This is a genomic window from Sneathia vaginalis, from assembly GCF_000973085.1.
GTDB classification, from domain to species: Bacteria; Fusobacteriota; Fusobacteriia; order Fusobacteriales; family Leptotrichiaceae; genus Sneathia; species Sneathia vaginalis.
Genome location: NZ_CP011280.1, coordinates 185,121 through 207,882 on the forward strand (window position 1 = coordinate 185,121; position 22,762 = coordinate 207,882).

Consider the following 22,762-nt stretch of genomic DNA (forward strand, 5'->3'; position numbering starts at 1 on the left):
ATGATATGAAAACAATATCGGAATTATTAGATTATGTAATAGAAGCAGGTCATCATAGAGAAGAAAAAACTTTATTACAGTTAGCAATACTTGCAATGCTATCAGGTGCGTTTATAGCCCTAGGAGCAGTAGGAAATATTTTTGTTAGTTCAGATATATTTTTTACTAATGTAAACTTAGCTAAATTTTTAGGAGCTTGCGTATTTCCAGTAGGACTTATAGCGATAATTCTATTAAAATTTGAGCTTTTTACAAGTAATTGTATGATGACAATAGCAGTGTTAGAAAAGAAAATGAAATTAAGCAAAATGTTTAAAATATTAGCTATAGTTTGGATATTTAATTTAGTAGGTGGAATAATTATAGCAGGTATTACATACAAGACTGGGACATTTAATGAGAACTCAGTTAAGGTATTACAAGTATATGCACATCATAAAGTGACAACAAGTGCACTAGATATGGTTTTAAAAGGTATAATGTGTAACATTTTAGTTTGTACAGCATCACTTTTAGGATACATAGCAAAGGATGGAATTTCTAAGATTTTTGGTATTTGGTTTCCTATTATGTTGTTTATTTTACTAGGATATAGTCACGTTGTAGCAAATATGTTGTATCTGCCTTTATCATACATGTATGGATTTGAGGGTGTCACAATACCAGCAATATTATACAATTTCTTATGTGTTACAATAGGTAATTTCATAGGTGGTGGGATATTAGTTACAATGGGCTTATGGTATGCAAATAAGTAAAAAAAAAAGTTTCGGAATTAAAAGCCCGAAACTTTTTCTATTTCACGCATCTTATACAAAAATACAGCAGTTGCAACACTAACATTTAGTGAATTAACTTTGTCAGATATTGGAATGATGACAGAGTAGTCTGAATTATCTATTAAGGTTTTAGATACACCACCGCCCTCATTACCGAATATGTATGCGTTTTTATTAGTTTTTAATTTACAATCAGTATATACAATAGAATTGCTTGCTAAATTGGTAGCAAAGCTTGTATAGTTGTTTTCTTTTAGAAAGTTAATTATTTCTTCATAACTTGCATAGATAATATTTAACTTAAAAATACTGCCCATAGATGCTCTTACAGCCTTTGGGGTATATACATCACAGCTACCATTAGTAAGTATCAAATTAGAGTAATTTAGAGCCACTAGAGTACGGATTATTGTACCAACATTACCTGGATCTTGAACGTCATCTAATATTACAATATCTCCTTTGATATTATTGAGGTTATATGTATTTTTAGAATGAATAAATATTATTCCTTGACTATTTTCCTGAGTTGACAATTCATTAAAAAGGTTATCAGCAAGAACTGTTATTTTTTTAAATCTTTTTAAATCATAGTTAGTGTCAAAATATTCAAAATTACTTTTTTTGATTACACAGTGAGAGAAGTTTTCTATTTCATCAATAAATTTTTCTCCTTCAGCTATGAATATGTTGTTTATATCTCTATACTTTTTTTTATTTAATTTTTTTAAGAGTTTATATCGCTTGTTTTCTTTACTTTCTAAAAATTCTATATTAGTCCATTTTTGTTCCAAGTTTTTTACCACCTAATAAATGATAGTGCATTTGTTGAACAGTTTGTCCACCAAAATCACCTATATTTGAAACTACTCTATAACCTTCTTTGTCTATACCTAAATCTCTTGCAACTTTAGCGATAGCAAGTTGAATTTTACCTAATAGGATAAGATCATCTTCAGTAGCGTAAGCTAAGTTTTGAATTTCTTTTTTAGGGACAAATAGTATATGTATAGGTGCAGCAGGATAAATGTCTTTAAATGCTATTATATCGTCATCTTCATATACTATGTCAGCTTTAATTTCTTTGTTTATTATTTTACTAAATATTGTTTTCATATTAACACCCACAACTTTCTAACATATCAATTCTTCTTTGGTGTCTTCCACCTTCATATTCACTTTCCATATATGCTTTTATACAAGACAAGATTAAATCTATCCCCATAACTCTTGCACCAAATGCTATAACATTAGCGTTGTTATGTTGTTTTGTTAATCTTGCAGAATATTCATTGTATAATAGTGCAGCTCTTATGCCTTCAACCTTATTTGCAGCAATGGATACACCTATACCAGTACCACAAAGTAAAATACCAAAATCAGCTTCTTTTTCTACAACAACATTACATACTTTTTTTGCAAAAACTGGATAATCAACTGATTCATGTGAGTCTGTACCTAGATTAATTACTTCATGACCTTCTTTTTCTAAAAATTTAACAATTTCATTTTTGTAATCAGTAGCAGCATGATCGTTACCTATTGCTATTTTCATATTTTTTCTTCTCCTTTGATAATAAAAATCTATTCCATAAAAATATAAATAAAACAAAACTTACAATTCCTTTAACTACCATAGTACCACAGATAACCCACCAAATAGCAGTTATTCCAAATATTGGAGCAAGGAAATATGCTAAAGGTATTCTAGAAGCTGTTCCTACTACCCCTATAATAGTAGGTTCATTTATACGACCTATACCATTAAATGCTCCGTTTGTAATAATTTCAACGCTTTGAAGTATTTGTGCAAGTCCTACAATAGTTAGGTAGTTTATACCATGGTGTATCAAACGTTCATCATGCAAAAATGCACGATATAGAGGTTCTGCAAAAACAATAAATACGAAGGTTATAAACACAGAAAATATAGAAATACCTTTAAGAGAGATATAGTATACTTTCTTTATCCTATCGTATTGTTTTGCACCATAATTTTGTGCTATGTATGTTGCAACCGCACTAGAAAAACCACCAGAAATATTCCATGAGAAAGATTCAAACTGTACTCCTAATCTTTGTACAGCAAGTACTTCTTCATCGTATCTTGCTATAATATTTGCTAGTACTATGGCGATAATAGTAAATAGAGCTTGGCTAATACCACCAGGCAGTCCTATTTTAAATAACTTTATATACATATTTAAAGAATCAAGCTTAAAAAGTTTCATTTTTCTAAATTTTGATTTTGGTGATAAAAAGTAGATTGTTAGTAGAACAAATGATATTATTTGTGACATAACTGTTGCAATAGCAGCTCCCTTTATACCAAGATTCAAAAAGGCTAAAAAGAAGTAATCTAAAAATATATTAATTACTACACCTAATGAATTAAATACAAAAGGTCCAAATGTATCACCATCTGCACTTATTATAGCAGAAATAGTATTAGAAAGAAATAGAAATGGTAAGCCTAAACAACAATATCTCAAAAAAGTTTTAGCTAAATTTAATATGTTTGGATTTGATATACCAACTAAATGTATTAAACCATCAGAGAAAACTAAACCTATTGTCATACAAAATGCTGAAAATATTATTGTGATAATAATAGATATTCTTGCATATGCTCTAGCATTTCTGTAAAGTTTAGCACCTATACTTTGTGCAACTAAGATTTGTGCACCATTTTTGGGGACTAATAAAAAGGCAAAACCTAAAACTAAGAAAAATGTTGCAGCAGCAGCAGCCGCTACAGCACTATCGCCTATATATGCACTTATAAACTTGATATCAGTCAAGTTGTATAAGATTGAAATTAATGATGTTAGAACTATTGGTAGTGCTAATTTAAATAAATTTGTAGATATATTACCAGTAAGTATATCGACTTTTTTACGCATATTTTCCCCTTTTCTAAATAATTATTGAAAAAAAAGAACAACACACTGTGTTGCTCTAATATATTTTTACTTTCTTAATCCTAATCTTTCGATAAGAGTTCTGTAATCATCAAGTCTTGTGTTCTTGATGTAAGTTAACATTCTTCTTCTCTTACCAACCATTTTTAATAGTCCAACTCTTGAGTGAACATCTTTAGGATGGTTCTTTAAATGAGCAGTCAAGTGATTTATCTTTTCAGTTAAAATTGCTATTTGAACTTCTGATGAACCTGTATCCTTTTCATTTTTACCGAATTCTTTAATTAATTCTTGTGTTGATTTCATTGCCGTTTCCTCCTTTATTATCTAATCTAAGAATATATCTGGCAAAATATATTCTGAGAAAAAATTCATATTTACTTTAACATAAAAAACGCTATTTGTCAAATTAAAATATTGATGGAAGAGACTAGAAAAAAAGATATAAAAGTTGTATAATGAAATAATAATTTTAACGAATAAGGAGTATATTTATGGAATATTCACCAAGCGAAATAGAAAAAAAATGGAGCAAAAAATGGGAAGAAGATTCAGTTTTCAAATCTTCAAACTATGTAGATGGTAAACCAAACTATTATCTACTTGAAATGTTTGCTTATCCATCAGGTAAATTACATGCAGGACATCTTCGTAATTATACATTAGGAGATGCAATAGCTAGATACAAAAAAATGAAAGGATTTAATGTATTACACCCATTTGGTTGGGATTCATTTGGGCTACCTGCTGAAAATGCTGCAATAGATCATGGAGCTATGCCTGAAGAATGGACAGCTAAAAATATTGAAAACATGAAAAGACAATTAAAGTTAATGGGTATATCTTATGATTGGGATAGAGAAATTGCAACCTACAAGAAAGAATACTATAAATTTAACCAAAAATTTTTCATAGAAATGTATAAAAAAGGTCTAGTTTACAAGAAAAAATCATATGTAAACTGGTGTCCAGACTGTAATACAGTTTTAGCAAATGAACAAGTAGAACAAGGAAAATGTTGGCGTCATGGTAAAACAGATGTTATACAAAAAGAATTATCACAATGGTATTTTAAAATAACTAAATATGCACAAGAGTTACTAGATGGTCATGAAGAATTAAGAGAAGGTTGGCCTGAACAAGTATTAGCTATGCAAAAGAATTGGATAGGTAGATCTGAAGGGACTAGTGTAGAATTTAATTTAAACTACAATGGTGAAAATATCCCTATAACTGTATTTACAACTAGAGTAGATACATTGTATGGAGTAACTTATGTAGTATTAGCTCCAGAACATGAAATAGTTGAAAAGGTAGTTTTAAAAGAAAAGCCAGAATTAAAAGAACAAATAGATAGTATGATAAATGAAGATAAAATCTCAAGAGAAGCTGCAGATAAGGAAAAAACAGGTGTTGATACAGGTCTATTTGTAGTTAATCCAGTAAATAATGAAAAAGTGCCTTTGTATATAGGAAACTATGTACTAATGGATTATGGTACAGGAGCTGTTATGGCAGTGCCAGCACACGATGAAAGAGACTATGCATTTTCTAAGAAGTATAACTTGCCTATAAGACAAGTAATAAAGGGAGAAGATGAAAAAGATGGTTGTGCATATACTGGAAAAGGTACAATGATAAATTCAGAAGAATTTAATGGTCTATCAAATGTTGAAGCTAAAGAGGGTATAATAAACAAGTTAGTTAGTTTAAATAAGGGTGAAAAGAAGGTAAATTACAGACTTCATGACTGGTTAATAAGTAGACAAAGATATTGGGGAACACCTATACCTGTAATATATGATGAAGAAGGTAATATTTATCTAGAGGAAGAAAAGAATTTACCAGTTGAGTTACCTACAGATATTAACTTTAAAATAAAGGGTAACCCTATAACAACATCAGAAAGCTTTAAACATGTGGTATTACCTAATGGTAAATTAGGAAGAAGAGAAACAGATACTATGGATACCTTTGTTGATTCATCATGGTATTACTTAAGATATCTTGATCCTAAAAATCCTAATATACCATTTGATAAAAATGATGCAAATTCATGGACACCAGTGTCACAATATATAGGAGGAGTTGAACATGCTGTAATGCACTTGCTTTATGCAAGATTCTTCCATAAGGTATTTTGTGATTTAGGATATTTATCAACAAATGAACCATTTAAGAGACTATTGACTCAAGGTATGGTTTTAGCTAATTCATATTATTCAAGTAAAGAAAGAAAGTACCTATTTGAAAAAGATGTAGAATTAAAAAATGGTAAGGCATACGCTAAAGACACAAATGAAGAATTAGTTGTTAAGATGGAAAAGATGTCAAAATCAAAGAATAATGGGCTAGATCCAGAAGAATTAACAAAAGAATATGGAGTAGATGCAGCAAGATTATTTACACTATTCGCAGCACCACCTGAAAAAGAATTAGAATGGAACATGAATGGTGTTATGGGAGCCTATAGATTCATATCAAGAATATACAATATTGTTGAAGAAACAGGTGAAATATTATCAAAAGACTATGATGATATAGATATAGAAAAAAGAAATAAAGAAGATGAAAATCTTCAAAGAAAAGTTCATAAGACTATAAAAAAAGTAACAGAAAGTATGGAAGATAATTTCCACTTTAATACTGCGATAGCAGCAACAATGGAATTGTTAAATGAAATTTCTAGTTATAAACAAAATGTTTTAGACAAATCAGAAAAAAGTAGTGAATCAAACAAGATATTTAAAGAAGCAGTAGTTTCTATGGTACTTATGATTTCACCATTTACACCATATATAGCAGAAGAATTATGGGAAAAACTAGGAAATAAAGGATATATTTATAACGCAAAGTGGCCAGAATATATTGAAAAATTAACTCATAGTTCAGAAATTACTATGGTAATACAAGTAAATGGAAAATTAAGATCAGAAATGCAAGTTAGTGCTAATATCTCAAAAGAAGAAGCAGAAAAATTAGCTCTAGAAAATGAAAAAATATCACAACTAATTGAAGGTAAAACTATTGTTAAAGTTATAGTTGTTCCTAAGAAGTTAGTTAATGTAGTAATAAGATAGATAAACGGTAGCAAGAGCTACCGTTTTTTTACCATGAATATTTTAAATTTAACTTAGTAGAAATTACACTATTATTTAATTCTACATAGTTTTTATTTGATCTATGTAGGCTAAAAGCAAAAGCATCTTCAAGACTTGCATTTAATGTAAGATTATTTGTTGCATTGTAAGTTAAATTTAATTTTGGAGTTATATAAAGTGCATGATTACCAGAGCTTCTAAAGTTTAGTGTTGACTGTAATTCGGGAGAAACTTCTAATTTGTCAGTTACCCTATACTTGTATTTGATGTTAGTTGTGTTTTTTATTTCTTTTGTTATAGTATTCACTCCAGTTTCAGCTCTATCTAATTCAACAAATCCAATTAAAGAAGAATTTATTTCCCAATTTTTAAATCCAGTGTATTTAAGATTTAATGCACCAAGTCCAATAATTTCAAATACAGGAGGTTTTCCTTTTTCAGTATTATCTCCATGATAGAATTTAACTTTTCCGTCTATTTGTAAATCCTTTATTCCTCTATACTTAGCACCTAATGTATATGAATGACCAAACTTATTATTTTGTATTATTTTCTTATCTTTTGATCTCTCAAACGGTTCTGTTGCACCTTGTCTATATCCATGAAAATGTGAATATATGTCTTGTTCTTCTGTATCTGTATAATTGTTGTTATGTGAATGATTATGACCACAGTCTACATGTATACTTTCATCATCGCTCCAAATAGGATAGGTATTATCAAATTGATATTTCATTTTAGCTTCACCATATATAGTTAAATTAGGGCTTATAATATATCTACTTGAAAGTGTTCCCATAATATATTGAAAACCAAGAGAAGTAGATTCTTTGTCAATTTGATGTTGTGTTTCTAAATCTAAACGTACATCTTTAAATTTACCAAAATCTTTTTGTACAAAGCCTTTTAGTGTTGTATGTACAGGGTTAAATCCATTTAATTTTTTTAATGGAAATGTAGACTTGGAGTTTACACCAAATTCAATATTAGGTAATGTGTAATTTTGATAATCAAACATTGTAGTTAATTTAAGGTTTTTATTCAATTTAATTCGGGTATTAAAATTTCCATTTTTGTAATTAACGTATATATGTGAGTCTTTAAAATCAAGGTGTTTTTCTAGAGTTTCTAGAACACCAGTAGGTTCTAATACATATGGAAATACTGATAATTGAGAACGATGTTCAAGGTTTGCCCCTATAGAAAGACCAGTGCCTTTAATTTGTATTTTTGTAGATAGATTTTCATTCATATCAGTATCTTGATATTTAAAATTATTGTTAAATGTACTCTTTGTACCAATAGAAGTTTTGATAAAGTTCTTATCAGTACTAGCTAAAGATAAAAATGGAATAAGTGTTAAAGATAATAAAGATTTTTTCATAATATATAGTCTCCTTTTTCTTGAAATATTTGAAATATTATCATATGCAAAAAAATATTAAAATATCTAAAAGTCAGATAAAAATCAGTTAAAAATAGGGTATAAAGAATTAGGTATGGTCTTAATGCGAATAAAAACTATTTAATAGTAAAAAGACATAATAAGATAAAATTTGGATATTTTTTAGTTTTTGCTATGAAAATATTTGGATATTGGATATAATAAGAAAAAGAAAGAGAGATGATAATGAAAAAGAATTTTTTAATTGCGTTATTTTTAACGTTTATATGCTCTATACTAGCTAAGTATATTTCAACAATAAGCCTATTTAAGTTGATAGGTCATTTAGTTTTGGCAATGTTACTGGGAATGAGTTTGCAACTTCTAAAAATGAATAAAGAAGAATACAAACAAGGTTTTTCGTATATATCAAATAAATTTTTAAGACTTGGTATTATACTTCTAGGATTTAAATTAGATATAGCTGTATTAAAAGCTAGTGGTATAAAAAGTATATTAATTGCTATGTTTGCAATAACATTCACAATAATTGTGGTGTATAATATTGCAAAAATATTTAAGGTTGATGAAAAATTAGCCTTATTATGTGCTTGTGGTTGTGGTATTTGTGGGGCAGCTGCAGTTATGGGTATTTCACCAAGCATGAATGCTGATAAAGATGATACTATACTATCAGTAGCTGTAGTTTGTATTTTAGGTACAGTGTTTACTCTAATTATTGTTCTACTAAAACCAATTTTAAATTTAAATGAAATACAATATGGTGTTTTAAGTGGTGCAAGTTTACATGAAATAGCTCATGCCGTTGCAGCAGGTGCAACAGGAGGTCAAATTTCACTAGATACTGCTTTAGTAACAAAATTATCACGTGTTCTACTATTAGCACCAGTTGCAATTATCGTAGGATTAATATCTAATAAGAAGAATAATACAAGTGAATTAAGAGTTCCTTTACCGTTATTTATGATAGGTTTTATCATAACTAGTCTAATAGGGACATATTATGCACCAATAAAGGCTTACACAAAAATCTTGGTAGATATTGCATATATTTTACTTGCTATGGCAATGGCAGCATTAGGATTAAATGTTAACTTTAATGTTATAAAAAGAAGAGGTAAAAATATCTTCATATCTGCGTTTATAGGTTCCTCTTTATTACTAATATCGGTGTACATGATTGTTAAGACATTTTTTTGATTAAGGATAATAAATATTGTATAATTTAATATAATAAAAATTAGGAGTTTGTTATGGAATTAATTTTTTTAGAACCATATATGAAAGAAGTAGTATGGGGTGGAACAAGAATACAAAAAGAATATGGTTACAAAACAGATAGCGATCATATTGGTGAAGCATGGATAGTAAGTGCAAATGAACATGGATTAAGTAAGGTAGCTAATGGAAAGTATAAGGGGCTTAGTTTAAAAGACTTATGGGATAATCATCGTGAAATATTTGGTAATGAATTGAAAGGTGTTTTTCCTTTGTTAATAAAATACATAGATGCAAAAGATAATTTAAGCATACAAGTACACCCAGATGATAAATATGCTAAAATGGTAGAAAATCAACCTAATGGTAAAGCAGAGTCATGGTATATATTAGACTGTGAAAAAGATAGTGATATTTTAATAGGTCATAATGCAAAGACAAAAGAAGAGTTTAAAAAATATATAGATGATAAGGAATGGTCAAAACTTTTAAGAATAAGAGGAATAAAAAAAGGTGACTTTTTCAATATACCAGCAGGTACAGTACATGCTATTAGAAAAGGTACATTAATATTAGAAACACAACAAAATAGTGATATAACATACAGATTATACGATTATGATAGATTGCAAAATGGTAAAAAAAGAGAATTGCACATACAAAAAAGTATAGATGTAGTTACTTGTCCATATGATAAAAAGAATGTTGAGGTTACACCAAAGATAGAAGGTAACAAAATAGACTATCTAAAAGACGATAAATTTTCTATTACAAAGTACAAAGTAAATGGTAGACAAGAAATAGAACTTGAAAGCTTCTATATTATTTGCGTGATTGAAGGAACAGGTAGTGTAAATGGCATAGAAATATCAAAAGGCACAAACTTTATAGTCCCAAAAGCATTTGGAAAGATATGTTTTGAAGGTAGTGTAGAGTTCATGTTGATTCATGATTAAAAAAATGAGAAGAAGATGAGCAAATGTTAGTGTAAGTGAAATATAATATTTACTAGATAAATCCTAAATATTTTAGAATAAGAGGATATACTAAATTGTTACAAAAAAGTGAAATTTTTAAAAATATAAGTGATACTATTGTTTTAAGATTATTTGAAAAGAAATTAATGGCTTTAGAAGATTTTAAGAATGTGACTTAAAAAATAATAAAAAATTAATATTGCATTTTGTACGGTTTTTTAATATAATAGATAAGACATTAATAAGTGTCATAAAAAATATTAAAAGGAGAACACATGAAGAAAAGAACAGCAGTTATTACTTTATCAAGTATTTTATTTTTAACTGGAACAGCTTTTGGGAAGGGCTATACAAATACTAATTTCCAAACACATATAAAAAATGCTCAAATACAAGAACAAAAAGATAAAAGAGCATTTGAAGAAAAAGTGAAGAAATTAAATGAAGATAAAAGTAAGGCAAAAACACCAAAGAGAGAAAAACCTGAATTAACTAAAGGTTACTCATCAAAAATTTCTGCAATATTTGTGGCTTTAAATCATATCAGTTCATTCAATAAGGGATATGAAATAACTAGAGGTGCTAATGGGTTATATTACATTAGACTATTAACAGATGAAACTTATAGAATTAAAAGTTATTAAATTTAGAATAAAATTATAGGAAAAATAAAGCTTATGCCTTATTTTATAAGGCTGTAGGCTTTTTTTTATTTAGATTTTGGACTATCAAATTGAGAAATATTTATTTAAAAAGCACTTGATTTATTTCTCATAATTCAAATAACAACATATTGTGTTTAAAAGTAAAAAAAACTCTAAATGAGACAAAATAAAAAAAATAAAAAAAAGTTAATGTGTGTCTTCGTAGCTCAGCAGGTTAGAGCATTTGGCTGTTAACCAAAGGGTCGTTGGTTCGAATCCATCCGAGGACGCCATTTTTTTAATATTTTTAGAAAGAAGGTAAATATGGAAAGAATAGATTTTAATGATATCGAAAGATATGCTCTTTCATATGAACAAAAAGGTTTAAAAGTTTTACAAAATTCTGTACACAAAAACGGAATTAATAATGCTACTTTTAATGCTGAAGCACAAATAAAGGATCAACATGTTTATTCAGTTGATATTAAAACAGGAGCTGTTGCAAATCAAAGACAATCAGGTAGATGTTGGATGTTTGCTGCACTTAATACATTTAGACATAAGTTGAATAAAGATTACAAGTTAAAGGATTTTGAATTATCACAAACTTATACATTCTTCTTTGATAAATTAGAAAAATCAAACTATTTCTTGGAAAATATTTTAAAAACTCTAGATGAAGACCTAGATTCAAGACTAGTACACTTCTTACTTGCAACACCTCAACAAGATGGTGGACAATGGGATATGTTAGCTTCAATTATTGAAAAATATGGTATAGTTCCTAAATATGCAATGCCTGAAGCATTTCATAGTACAAGTTCTATGAGATTAGATGACTTATTAAACAAGAAATTAAGAAAATCTGCTCAAATATTAAGAAGTCTACATGAAGAAGGTAAATCAGTTGATGAATTAAGAAAACTTAAAGATGAAATATTAGATGAAATATATTCATTCTTAGTTGTTTCATTAGGTAAACCACCTAAAGCATTTACATTTGAATATGAAGATAAAGATGGTAAATTCCATAGAGATGAAAATATTACACCAAAAGAATTCTTTAATAAATATGTTGGTATAGATTTAAATGATTACATCAGCTTAATCAATGCACCAACAAAGGATAAACCTTATCACAAGACTTTCACTGTTGACTATTTAGGAAATGTATTAGGTGGAAGACAAGTTAAGTACTTAAATGTTACTATGGAAGAATTAAAACAAGCTGCAATATCTCAATTACAAGATGGTGTTACTGTTTGGTTTGGTTGCGATGTAGGACAAAGTTCTGATAGACAATTAGGAATAATGGACTTAAATATATTTGAAGTAGATAAGAGTCTTGGAATTGATTTTTCAATGACTAAAGAAATATCATTAGACTATTGTGAAAGCTTAATGACACATGCTATGGTATTATCAGGAGTAAATATATTAAACGAAAAACCAACACGTTGGAAAGTTGAAAATAGCTGGGGAGATCAACCAGGTAACAAAGGTTATTTTGTAATGTCAGATGAATGGATGGATAAATATACATACCAAGTTGTAGTTAACAAGAAATATTTACCAGAAAATTTAAGAAAGTTAATTGAACAAGAACCTATAGTATTAAAACCATGGGACCCTATGGGATCACTTGCGTTAATGAAATAGAGTTAATATGTAACTTAATGATTTTTAAAATACATCTTGCTTTTTAGAAAAATAAAGGTATACTTTTAATAACAGAAACATTTATTAAAAGTGAGGTACACGAAATGACTATTACAGATGTTAGAATTAGAGTCGTTAAAAACACTGAAGGAGAGCTTAAATTAAAAGCTTATGCAGATGTAACATTTGATGATTGCTTTGTTGTTCATGGATTGAAGATTATAGAAGGGCAAAATGGGTTATTTATTGCTATGCCTTCTAAGAAGATTGGTAATGGTGAATTTAAAGATATTGTTCACCCAATACAACCAGAATTTAGAAATCATATTACAGAAGTTATACTTAAAAAATATGAAGAAGAAAAAAATAAAGATTAATATTCTTTAGAACAAAGTGAATACATCTAGTATTAATAATACTGGGTGTTATTTTTTTTTTTTTTTTTTTTTTTTTTCGCCCACGTAAAGTATCTTTATATTTAGATAAAAAAAGTTAATAGTGATAAGGTAAAAAAACATGATTTTATCTAATTAAAATGTTTAGTATGAAAAATATATATGACATTTAGAAAAATATATAAGTAGATATTTAAAAAAATACGGATAAAAAAAGTTAGAAATTAAATTTGAAAAATAAATTTCAACTTTATTTAACAAAAAAATTTGCAAAAATGCGGGGGGGGGGTATAATAATAAGAGAAGTATAGATGATAGGAGGTAAATATGAAAAAAATGATATCAATCATCTTTTTTTATTATTAATATATTATATTTTGGGGATATTTACAACTATAAAGAATTGTTTATAGTAAAATACAAATTTTTTAATCAGAGGAGTTAAAAATTAGTAAATATGAGTGTTGTAGAAATGTTTAATGAAATAGGAGAGGTATTTTATGAATAAAAATATTAAAGAAATAGAAAAATTTTTAAAAAGAAGTTTGAAGAAAAAAGTAAAGATAACAACAAGTTTAATTGTGCTATTTATGATGAGTAATAGTATTGTTAGTATGGCGGAATGGATAAGTTTAGATAACGGGAAAATAGGAAGTAAGGGTAAAGATAATAGCAGTAAAGGATCTATAGCTTTAAATCCTAAAACTGAAAATGATTCAGCAGTACAACATCAAAAAGTTGGAGAATTTTCAGTAGCAATTGGGATAGGATCACAAGCACCAGATTCTAATTCAATATCAATAGGATCTAGATATTTATCAAATAAAGGAGAAATTAGTCTAACGACAGCAGATGGTGAAGACTCAATAGCAATAGGTAGTGGAGCTTATGTACGTAAATCAGATAATGGTGGAAAAGGAATACATGATGGTGATAAAGGGAGAGTAACAGAAAGTTCAATAGCAATAGGGACTAAAGCAGGAACTGCGGTATATCGTAGTATAGCTATTGGTAATACAGCAGAAGCGATTCCATTAAAAATATTTTATCCAGATTACAGAAAAAATGATAATGACTACATACAAAATGGTGCAGGTGGAGAAGCTGTTGCAATAGGTTCTGGAACAAAAGCAGTTGACCAAGCAACTTCAATAGGTAATGGGACATATGCTATAGGTAGATCTTCAATCGCATTGGGGTCAGATGATAATGAAAATTTTAAAGAAAGTATATCAAAAGCAGATTATAATCATTATTTTAAAAAATTATATGGAATTATTGATAAAAATGGAGATTCATACGGGTTCAGAAATAGCGATGGATATATGTATACTAATAAGGTAATATATTCACCAACACTTGCAGCAGGGTCTGGTGGTGTTTCTATAGGTACAAGAGCATTATCTTATGGAATAGGAGCTACATCTATAGGAGCATTTTCATATGCATTAGGTGATTACAGTGCTGCTATGGGAGCTAAGACTCGTGCTGAAGGAAAAGGAGCAATTGCAATCGGTAATGGAACTAGGGTATTTTCTGACAAAGCGGTAGCTGTTGGTAATGAAAATGAAGTTTCCAAAAAAGGTGGTTTAGCATATGGTTATAAAGCTATATCAAGTGGGAATAATACTATAGCCATAGGTACAGATGTTTATGGAAATGTTAATATAGAAACAAATGGTGCAAATGGTGTGCATAAAAAATATGCTACAAATGATGTAGATATAATAAAGAATATTCATTCTGAATTTGAGGATAAAAATATAACTAATACACTTAATAATCTTGAAAAACTTTATACTAATAATGATTCATATACTGCTAAAGAAGAAGAAATGCAACTTGACTATAGTGGTAAAAAAGAAACAACTGGTCAAAAGGTAAAAAAACAAAATGGTAATAATGCATTAGTTATAGGTACAAAAGCAGTAGCAAAAGGTGATAATAGTATTACATTAGGACATGCAGCTTTTAGTATGAAAGATAATTCAGTAGCCATTGGTTCTTATGCGTATGTAAACGGTAAAAATTCAATAGGATTTGGAATAGGTACAAAGGTGTTATCAGATAATGCGTTGATATTTGGATTAGGTTCAGTAGCAACATCTAAAGCTAAAAACTCATTAATTTTAGGTAATGCAGCATTTACAAATGCAGAAAATACTCTAGCTCTAGGTAATAAGTCATCAGCATATTTGAAAAATTCAATGGCTTTAGGTAATGAATCAACTACAGATTATAAAGAAGTTTGGTTAAAACAACCAGGTTATGCACCAAAAGGTGCAATATCTATGCCATCATCATCAAATATAGGTATAGTTTCTTTTGGAAGTATAGGTCAAGAAAGAAGATTAACTAATGTTGCAGCAGGATACAGAGATACAGATGTTGTAAATGTATCACAATTAAAGAGTTTAGAAGAAAAATTAAGTACAGTTAATCCAGATGAAAAAGAATCTAGTATGATGAATTATGTAGCAGTTGATAAAGAAGCAAATGGTAGTGAAGGTAAAAAGATAAAAGAAATTGCAATGAAAGAATTGTATTATAAACAATACATTCAATTGAAATCAAAACAATTAGAGATCAAAGTTAGAAAGGAAAGAAATAAAGAGTCCTTTGATGATACTTTTGAAAAAGATTTAGATAAAAAAATAAAGAGTTTAGAAAGTAAAAATATAAAGGCAATTAATAACTCAAAATTAAAAACTTTTGATATAGAAAAAGAAATTAAAAATGATTCTAAATTTGCTAATAATATATTAAAAGAAATATCTGAAGCAAAAGATACAGATTTATCTGTTGAAAAAGTAAATAGTGTTTTAGAGGATAGTGAAAAAGAATTAGTTAAAAAGTCTAATTTCTACAACTCAGGTGCTAAAGGGAAAGATGCAGTATCAATAGGAGTTTATGCTAGTGCTACTGGAAATGAAGCGATAGGTATAGGTAAAGATACAGATGCAAATGGAGCAAATTCAGTAGTTATTGGTACAAAAAATGCTAAGAGTAATAAAACAGACAATGGAGATACTGATAAGAGTGTAGATAAAATAACAGCAAAGACAGATGGTGTTGCAATAGGTCATGGCGTAGAATCAGAAGCATATTCAGTAGGTATAGGTTCTAATGTTTATGCAGGTAATACAGCAGTAGCTATAGGAGATAGATCTAAAGCTAATGGTAAATTTGCAATAACAATAGGTGAAAGATCAAGTGCAAATAGCGAATCAGCAATTGCTGTAGGTACAAGATCAAAGGTTATAGCTAAATATGGTATAGCACTAGGTGAAGATTCAAAAGCAACTAAGGAAAATGCAATAGCTATTGGAAAAGGAGCAAGTGCAGAACATAATGATTCTATAGCAATGGGTAATGGATCCGTTGCAAATGAAAGTACGAAGGATGGGTATTTAACTAATCAAAAACATACTGGTGGAGAAGTGGTTTCTTTTGGATCAACTAGCAAGCTAAGAAGAATTGTAAATATAGCAGATGGTGTAAATGATACAGATGTTGTTACTATTGCTCAGTTAAAGATGGTAAAAGCAGATGTTGATAAAGTATCGCCAGATAAAATTTTAGGCAAAATAGAAGGTAAAGATGGCATTTATACAAGAAAAGAAAATGATAAACTTTTAATAGGTATTGATAATGATAAGTTAAATGAAAATATACAAAATAAGTTTAATACATTTAAGACTGATATCAATAATAATATTGATAAAAAAATAAACGGTAAATATATTGAATTTAGTGGTGATGATATAAATAAAAAAGTTAAAGTTAATTTAGATAAAGGATTACAAATTAAAGGTGATACTAATATAACTGTAGCTAAAAGTAATGATACATCACTACAAGTATCATTGAAAAAAGATTTAAATGTAGATAGTTTAACTCTACAAAATAAGAAAATTAATGTTGAAGGAGATAATTTAAAATTTGCAGGTAAAACAATTGCTACAAATGATAAAATAGATTCATTAGTACTTAAATATACTTCTAATGGTAAAGGAGATAATACAACTAAATTAAAAGATGGACTAAACTTCAAAAATGGTAAAAATACTATAGCAGAAGTAGAAAATAATGGTATTGTGAAATATAATTTAGATGAAAATTTAATTGATATTACAAGTATTAAGGGGAAAAAAGATAAGAATAATCAAGAAATTAAATTTGATACAGATAAAGGTGTACAAATTATAGATAATAACAAAACAATTACATTGCATGATGGTAAAATAACAGGTTTAGATACAACCGATAAGAAAATTGAAGATGGTAAGGCAGTTAGTGGTGCAATTTTAAATGAAGCTTTGAAAGGATACATTAAAGATGATGGTTCTATAATTGAAAAAGCAGGTATAGATGATTTAGGCTTCGTTATTTCAGATAATAATAATACAAATGGTCAAAAAATTTTTGTTAAATCAGGTAATAACAAGGTAAATAAAATTAATTTAGTTTCTGATATACTAGATATAGATACTAAGACTAGTGGAACTATTAACTTTAAGTTAAATAAAAAAGGTAAAACAGAATTAGCAAATGAATTATTATCTAAAGTGCCAAATATAAAAGCAGAAGATGGAAGTGCTATAACAGTTAAGAATGGTGAAAATGAAAAGATAATAGGGTTAAATGAAGATAAAATAAAAGAAATTGTAAATAAAACAGATATTTCAAATTATACAAAAAATGATTTTAGTAATCTAACAGATGGTGCTAAAACAGAAATAACTAATCTAGTAGATGTAGTAGGAGATAGTGAAAATGTAGCTGTAACATCTTCTGTTGATTCTTCTACTAAAAAGAAAACATTTACAGTTAAATTAAATGATACATTGAAGCAAAAAATGGATAAAATTGGAACAGGAGAAATTAAAGAAAATAATGATTTAACAGTAAATGGTGGTGTTGTATATAAAGCGATAAATGATGCTAAAAATGATATTTTAAGTAAAAAACTTACTTTCAAAGGTGATGATTCAAATCCTGTAACTATAGGATTAAGTGAAGAACTTAATATTAAAGGTGGAGCAAATTCAGGAGTAGATAATAATAATATATATGTTGTAAAAGGAAAAGATAATACATTAAATATTAAATTGGCTAAAGATATAAATGGAATATCAAGTATTAGTATGGCTGATGGTATTAAAGTTGATTCAACAGGAATTAATATGAACAGTAAAAGAATAACTGGTCTTGCAACACCTGTAAATACTACTGATGCAGTTAACAAAAATTATGTTGATGAACATGTAGCGAATGTTGTAAGAACATTAGCAGATGACATAAAAAAAGGTAAAGGTATTAATATAGAAGCAACTTCACCTACAATATATGTATATAAAGAAGAAGGTAAAGATCCAGTAAAAGTTAAAAAGGTTGGAGATAAAGTATATAAAGAAACAGACTTAGATGATAGTGATGGAACAATAAAACCTAAACAAGGTGCTGAAGAGTTAAGTGATGAGAAATTAAAGAAGGTATACATAGCTACAATTAATCCAAGTGATAAATTAGTAACAACTAAAACTAAATTATCAAATATTGACGATGGAGAAATAAGTGAAAATAGTACAGATGCAGTTAATGGAAGTCAATTAGCTAAAATATTAGGAATAGATGGAAAAGATAAAAAAATTGATGAAAATGGTAATATTGTAGTAAATAAAGATGGTAAAGAAGGTAAGTTAAACGTATTAGATAAGATAGTAGAATTAGATGGTATAACTAATAAAGAAATAGAATTTAAAGCTAATAATGAAAAAACTAAAAAAGTTAAGTTAGGATCTGAAATATCTATAAAAGCTAAAGATAATACAGAAGAATATGATTCTAATAAATATAGTGGTAAAAATCTTTATGCAACAGTTAGTGATGATGGAATAAATATTGAAATGAAGGAATCACCAGAATTTAAAGGAGTTACTGTTGGTGATGAAGGAATTACAATAAAGAAAGGAAATCAAAAGACAACTATTTTAAATATTGATAATACTACAGGGGATTTAGTAATTAATAAAGGCGGAGATAAAAATGAAAAGTTAATTACTGATAAAAATATAGGTTCACAAAGTATATCTTATTATAACAACAAAAAAGAAGGAGATACTGCTAAAAAAGTTCTATTAAATAAAGGATTTGACTTTGTAGACGGAACTAATATTAAAGCAAGTGTTACAGGTGGAGATGTAAATGAAGCAAAAGTTCAATTTAATTTAAGTGATGAATTAAAAGGAATTAGTTCTATTAAAGGTAATTCACCTAATGATGCTACTATATTAGAATTTAATGATGATGGCTTGAAATTGAATACTAAAAAAATAAGTGGAATAAATAGTGGAGATATATCAGAAAATTCTACTGATGCAGTTACAGGTAAACAAATTAATGATATTTTAAATAAGATTGGTATAAAACCTAATGAAAATGATACTGATATGCCAAAGATAAAAAATGAAAAAGGTGAAGATGTTACTGGAGATAATATATTATCTTCTAATATAAAAAATATAATAAATACTATTAATAAAGGGTATAAATTTGGTGCAGATGAAGGTAATGAAACAACTAATCAATTAGGAAGTAAAATTAGTATTATAAAAGCAAAAGATAAAATTACTGATAAAGATAGTGCTGAATATCTAGGAAATAATATTATAACTAAAATATCTAAAAATGAAAATGGTGATAGTGAAATAGAACTTGGATTTAAAGATAAACCAGAATTTAAAGAAATTACTTTAGGGGATACTAAAAAAGTTACTTTAGTTGTAGATAAAAATGGTGATCTTAATGTAAACTCTAATAACGGAGGCACAGTAATTAATAAGAAATTAATTACAGAAGATAATATAGGTAATCAAAAAATAACATATAATGTAAATGAGGATCCACAAAGTGAAAATGTTGATCTGAATACAGGCTTTACATTTAGAGGCGATAAAGAGGGAAATAATATTAAGGTAACGAAAGATACAGGTGGAGTAATAAACTTTAATTTAAGTGAAACTTTATCAGGTATAAAATCAATTTCTAATGGTGATAAGAAAATTGAAATAACAAATGAAGGTGTTAAAATAGGTAATATAACAATTGATGGTAGTAAGATTAATATATCTAATCCAAGCGATACACATAATGATGGAGATGTAATAACATATAAAGAACTTACTGATAAAATTAATGGATTAAAGGTAAACGATGCAACTAAAGAAGAATTGGATAAAAAAGCTAATAAGGATGCAAGTAATTTAGAAGATACTGATGTTGATAAATGGAAAGCAAAACTTGGAGTATCTAATCTTGATTTAAAAGTTGAAGGTACTAAAGGAAGCTATACAACAACATTAGGAGAAGGTATTCAATTTGATGGTAATGAAGATATTGAAGTTAATGCAGATGCTGAAAGTAAAAAGCTTAAATTAACAATTAATGATAAATTAAAAAATAAAATTAATGCTATTGACCTTGAAGAAGGTAAAAAACTAAGTGACGTTTATCTAAAACAAAATGCAGAAAATTTATCAGAAGAAGGTATTACAAATTTAAAAAATAAACTTAGAACAGATGATATAAAACAAAATCCTACTGGCTTTATTACTGGTCAAATGTTAACTACAGAATTATCTAATTCTTACTTAAACTTTGTTGGAGATAGTAACGAAAAAGAAGATGGAGCTAAAATTAATTTAAATAGTAAAATTGATATTAAAGGTAAAGCGGTCAGAAAAGAAGGAGAAAAAGATCTTAAAAATATTTTAGTTTCTACTAAAGAAAATGAAATTAATTTAGAACTTTCAAAAGACTTGTATGGTATGAATTCTATTGAATTCGAAAACCCAAGTGGTAATAAATCTACTATTACTATAAATGATAAAGGAGATATAGTAATAAATACTAAAAATGGAGATGTAATTAATACAAGTAAATTAATGACTTCTAAAAATTCTATGGAACAAGATTTGAATTACAGAGTAAATGGTGGAGCAAGAATTAGAAAACCAGATGAAAAATTAACTCTTAAACAAGGATTAAATTTTGTAAATGATGAAAATGAAAATATAAAAATTACAGATGAAGGTAATATAGGTGATATTAAGTTTAATCTAAACAAAAATTTAAAAGCTATTGAATCAGTGGGTAAGAGTGAAAAAAGTAAAATTTCATTTGATGATACAGCAGGTAGTGAAAAAGTAAATATTTCTACAAGTGATAAGACTTTGACTATTGAAAAAGATGGTAATGGTATTAAAGTTTCAGGTATAGAAGAAAAGACAGTTGATAATAACTATGGTAATGGTTCAGGTGAAGTAGCAACAAGAAAAGAAGTTAAACAAGTCTATGATAAAATAAATGAATTTACAGATGCTAAGCAAAAGTTAGAAGATGGTTTAGCAGGTAATATAGTTTATACAGATGCTAATGGTAAAACAATAGTAAAAGAAAAAGTTGATGGTGTATTTAAATATAAGATTAAAGATGGTGATCAAGAAGTACCAGATGGGGAAGTGAAAATTTCATTAAAGGATGCAAAAGGTAATACAATTGGGGATGGAATAACTTTAACTAATTTAAAGAATAATCTTGATGATAATGGATTAGATAAATTAAAAGATTTAACAGGGTTAAATGAACACAATGCTGCGACATTAGGTGATTTACAAAAAGTTGCTAATAATGTTAATAAGTTTACAGGTAATGATGGATCTAAACTAATAGATAGCAAAATTGGTGAAGTTATAGCTATAAGAGGTGAATTTAGTAAAAATGACAATATAGCTAATTTTGGTTCAGCTAGTGGTAATATTAAAGTTGATGTATCAGAAGATAAAAAAGCTTTAGATATTAAATTGTCTAAAGATCTAAAAAATCTTGATAGTATAAAAGTTGGAGATAAAATTTCTTTAGATAAGGAAAAAGGACTACAAGTTGGAGAAGTTAAAATTGGATTAGATGGAGAAATTAGTGGAATTAAAGGACTTGATAATCCATTTGGATATGTTGATGATAATGGTAAAGAAATTATTAAGACAAAAAATGGATTTGTGGATGGTGATGGTAATATCATAGAACCTAAAAACATTTCAGTAGTAGTTAAAGATAGTAATTTAAGATTAAAAGCGAAAGATGGAGAAATAGCTAAAGGATCAAAAGATGTTGTAAATGGAGGACAACTATATGATGTAAGAGAAATGGCATCTAAAGCAGATGAAAAATCTAATTTAGCCCTAGGTGGTGTTGCAAATGCAGTAGCTATGGCAAACTTGTTGCAAGTAAATTCATATTCAGATTATAGACACAATATATCAGCAGCTTATGGTTATTATGGACGTCAACACGCATTAGCTGTAGGATTTAGTGGAGTTAGTGAAAACAGAAGAATAAATTACAGAATAAGTGGTTCAGTAAATACACAAGGTAATCTAGCGTTTGGTGGAGGAATTGGAATTATGTTAGGTAACAAGGAAGAAAGATATACAGATAAATTAGAAAAACTAAACGTAGCTAAACTTCACGATAGAATAGATGAATTAGAAAAAGATAAGATATCTGATAGAAAAGAAATTGAAAACTTGAAGAGAGAAAATCAAGAAATCAAAGAAATGTTAAAGAAGATATTGAAAAAGTAATGTATGAGATCTCCCAGTA

At 27.9% G+C, this 22,762-nt stretch carries 14 protein-coding genes and 1 tRNA gene; 9 read left to right on the plus strand and 6 right to left on the minus strand.

The window, feature by feature from the left end; translation table 11 throughout:
* Nucleotides 1-5 precede the first annotated feature (5 nt).
* On the plus strand, nucleotides 6-758 hold the full coding sequence (locus VC03_RS00970) for a formate/nitrite transporter family protein (protein WP_046328264.1): 753 nt from the start codon (nucleotides 6-8) through the stop codon (nucleotides 756-758).
* A 17-nt stretch (nucleotides 759-775) separates the two neighbouring features.
* Here the strand turns inward: VC03_RS00970 and VC03_RS00975 are convergent, their stop codons facing one another.
* From VC03_RS00975 to rpsO, 5 genes are all read right to left on the minus strand, one after another.
* Nucleotides 776-1,573, minus strand: coding sequence for a TrmH family RNA methyltransferase (locus VC03_RS00975; protein ID WP_226869221.1), 798 nt, complete (start codon nucleotides 1,571-1,573; stop codon nucleotides 776-778).
* Entirely contained in the window at nucleotides 1,554-1,895 is a 342-nt protein-coding gene (locus VC03_RS00980; protein WP_046328265.1) for a histidine triad nucleotide-binding protein, read from the minus strand. The genes VC03_RS00975 and VC03_RS00980 overlap by 20 nt, the downstream gene beginning before the upstream one ends.
* Before the next feature lies 1 nt (nucleotide 1,896).
* Nucleotides 1,897-2,334 (minus strand): ribose 5-phosphate isomerase B, encoded by a 438-nt coding sequence (gene rpiB / locus VC03_RS00985; RefSeq protein WP_046328266.1) that lies wholly within the window; start codon nucleotides 2,332-2,334, stop codon nucleotides 1,897-1,899.
* Entirely contained in the window at nucleotides 2,315-3,682 is a 1,368-nt protein-coding gene (locus tag VC03_RS00990) for an MATE family efflux transporter (protein WP_046328267.1), read from the minus strand. The genes rpiB and VC03_RS00990 overlap by 20 nt, the downstream gene beginning before the upstream one ends.
* 66 nt (nucleotides 3,683-3,748) lie before the next feature.
* The gene (gene rpsO / locus VC03_RS00995) at nucleotides 3,749-4,006 is read right to left on the minus strand and encodes a 30S ribosomal protein S15 (protein ID WP_046328268.1); all 258 of its coding nucleotides are present in this window, start codon (nucleotides 4,004-4,006) and stop codon (nucleotides 3,749-3,751) included.
* A gap of 188 nt (nucleotides 4,007-4,194) precedes the next feature.
* Between rpsO and leuS the strand changes: the two genes are divergently transcribed.
* Nucleotides 4,195-6,780 carry a leucine--tRNA ligase gene (gene leuS, locus VC03_RS01000; RefSeq protein ID WP_046328269.1) on the plus strand — a complete coding sequence of 862 codons (2,586 nt, stop codon included), beginning with the start codon at nucleotides 4,195-4,197 and terminating at the stop codon, nucleotides 6,778-6,780.
* Nucleotides 6,781-6,808: 28 nt separating this feature from the next.
* On the opposite strand, the gene VC03_RS01005 is transcribed toward leuS, so the two are convergent.
* On the minus strand, nucleotides 6,809-8,185 hold the full coding sequence (locus tag VC03_RS01005; RefSeq protein ID WP_046328270.1) for a hypothetical protein: 1,377 nt from the start codon (nucleotides 8,183-8,185) through the stop codon (nucleotides 6,809-6,811).
* 246 nt (nucleotides 8,186-8,431) lie between these two features.
* On the opposite strand from VC03_RS01005, the gene VC03_RS01010 reads away from it, so the two are divergent.
* From VC03_RS01010 to VC03_RS01040, 7 genes are all read left to right on the plus strand, one after another.
* Complete coding sequence (locus VC03_RS01010) at nucleotides 8,432-9,406, plus strand: YeiH family protein (RefSeq protein WP_200893821.1); 975 nt, start codon at nucleotides 8,432-8,434, stop codon at nucleotides 9,404-9,406.
* 53 nt (nucleotides 9,407-9,459) lie between these two features.
* Entirely contained in the window at nucleotides 9,460-10,380 is a 921-nt protein-coding gene (gene manA, locus VC03_RS01015; RefSeq protein WP_046328272.1) for a mannose-6-phosphate isomerase, class I, read from the plus strand.
* Between the two features lie 296 nt (nucleotides 10,381-10,676).
* Entirely contained in the window at nucleotides 10,677-11,045 is a 369-nt protein-coding gene (locus VC03_RS01020; protein ID WP_046328273.1) for a DUF5633 domain-containing protein, read from the plus strand.
* Between the two features lie 216 nt (nucleotides 11,046-11,261).
* Nucleotides 11,262-11,338: transfer RNA gene (locus tag VC03_RS01025), tRNA-Asn, on the plus strand.
* Nucleotides 11,339-11,369: 31 nt separating this feature from the next.
* Complete coding sequence (locus tag VC03_RS01030) at nucleotides 11,370-12,704, plus strand: C1 family peptidase (protein WP_046328274.1); 1,335 nt, start codon at nucleotides 11,370-11,372, stop codon at nucleotides 12,702-12,704.
* Between the two features lie 104 nt (nucleotides 12,705-12,808).
* Nucleotides 12,809-13,081, plus strand: a complete 273-nt coding sequence (gene spoVG / locus VC03_RS01035; protein ID WP_046328275.1) for a septation regulator SpoVG — start codon at nucleotides 12,809-12,811, stop codon at nucleotides 13,079-13,081.
* 518 nt (nucleotides 13,082-13,599) lie between these two features.
* The gene (locus VC03_RS01040) at nucleotides 13,600-22,743 is read left to right on the plus strand and encodes a YadA-like family protein (RefSeq protein WP_046328276.1); all 9,144 of its coding nucleotides are present in this window, start codon (nucleotides 13,600-13,602) and stop codon (nucleotides 22,741-22,743) included.
* Nucleotides 22,744-22,762 lie beyond the last annotated feature (19 nt).

What these genes read in the sequence shown, in the direction of transcription:
- rpiB (WP_046328266.1), bottom strand. Translation starts at nt 2,334, where the DNA reads ATGAAAATAGCAATAGGTAACGATCATGCTGCTACTGATTACAAAAAT.
- leuS (WP_046328269.1), top strand. Translation starts at nt 4,195, where the DNA reads ATGGAATATTCACCAAGCGAAATAGAAAAAAAATGGAGCAAAAAATGG.
- VC03_RS00980 (WP_046328265.1), bottom strand. Translation starts at nt 1,895, where the DNA reads ATGAAAACAATATTTAGTAAAATAATAAACAAAGAAATTAAAGCTGAC.
- VC03_RS00970 (WP_046328264.1), top strand. Translation starts at nt 6, where the DNA reads ATGAAAACAATATCGGAATTATTAGATTATGTAATAGAAGCAGGTCAT.
- VC03_RS01030 (WP_046328274.1), top strand. Translation starts at nt 11,370, where the DNA reads ATGGAAAGAATAGATTTTAATGATATCGAAAGATATGCTCTTTCATAT.
- spoVG (WP_046328275.1), top strand. Translation starts at nt 12,809, where the DNA reads ATGACTATTACAGATGTTAGAATTAGAGTCGTTAAAAACACTGAAGGA.
- rpsO (WP_046328268.1), bottom strand. Translation starts at nt 4,006, where the DNA reads ATGAAATCAACACAAGAATTAATTAAAGAATTCGGTAAAAATGAAAAG.
- VC03_RS01010 (WP_200893821.1), top strand. Translation starts at nt 8,432, where the DNA reads ATGAAAAAGAATTTTTTAATTGCGTTATTTTTAACGTTTATATGCTCT.
- VC03_RS01040 (WP_046328276.1), top strand. Translation starts at nt 13,600, where the DNA reads ATGAATAAAAATATTAAAGAAATAGAAAAATTTTTAAAAAGAAGTTTG.
- manA (WP_046328272.1), top strand. Translation starts at nt 9,460, where the DNA reads ATGGAATTAATTTTTTTAGAACCATATATGAAAGAAGTAGTATGGGGT.
- VC03_RS01005 (WP_046328270.1), bottom strand. Translation starts at nt 8,185, where the DNA reads ATGAAAAAATCTTTATTATCTTTAACACTTATTCCATTTTTATCTTTA.
- VC03_RS00990 (WP_046328267.1), bottom strand. Translation starts at nt 3,682, where the DNA reads ATGCGTAAAAAAGTCGATATACTTACTGGTAATATATCTACAAATTTA.
- VC03_RS01020 (WP_046328273.1), top strand. Translation starts at nt 10,677, where the DNA reads ATGAAGAAAAGAACAGCAGTTATTACTTTATCAAGTATTTTATTTTTA.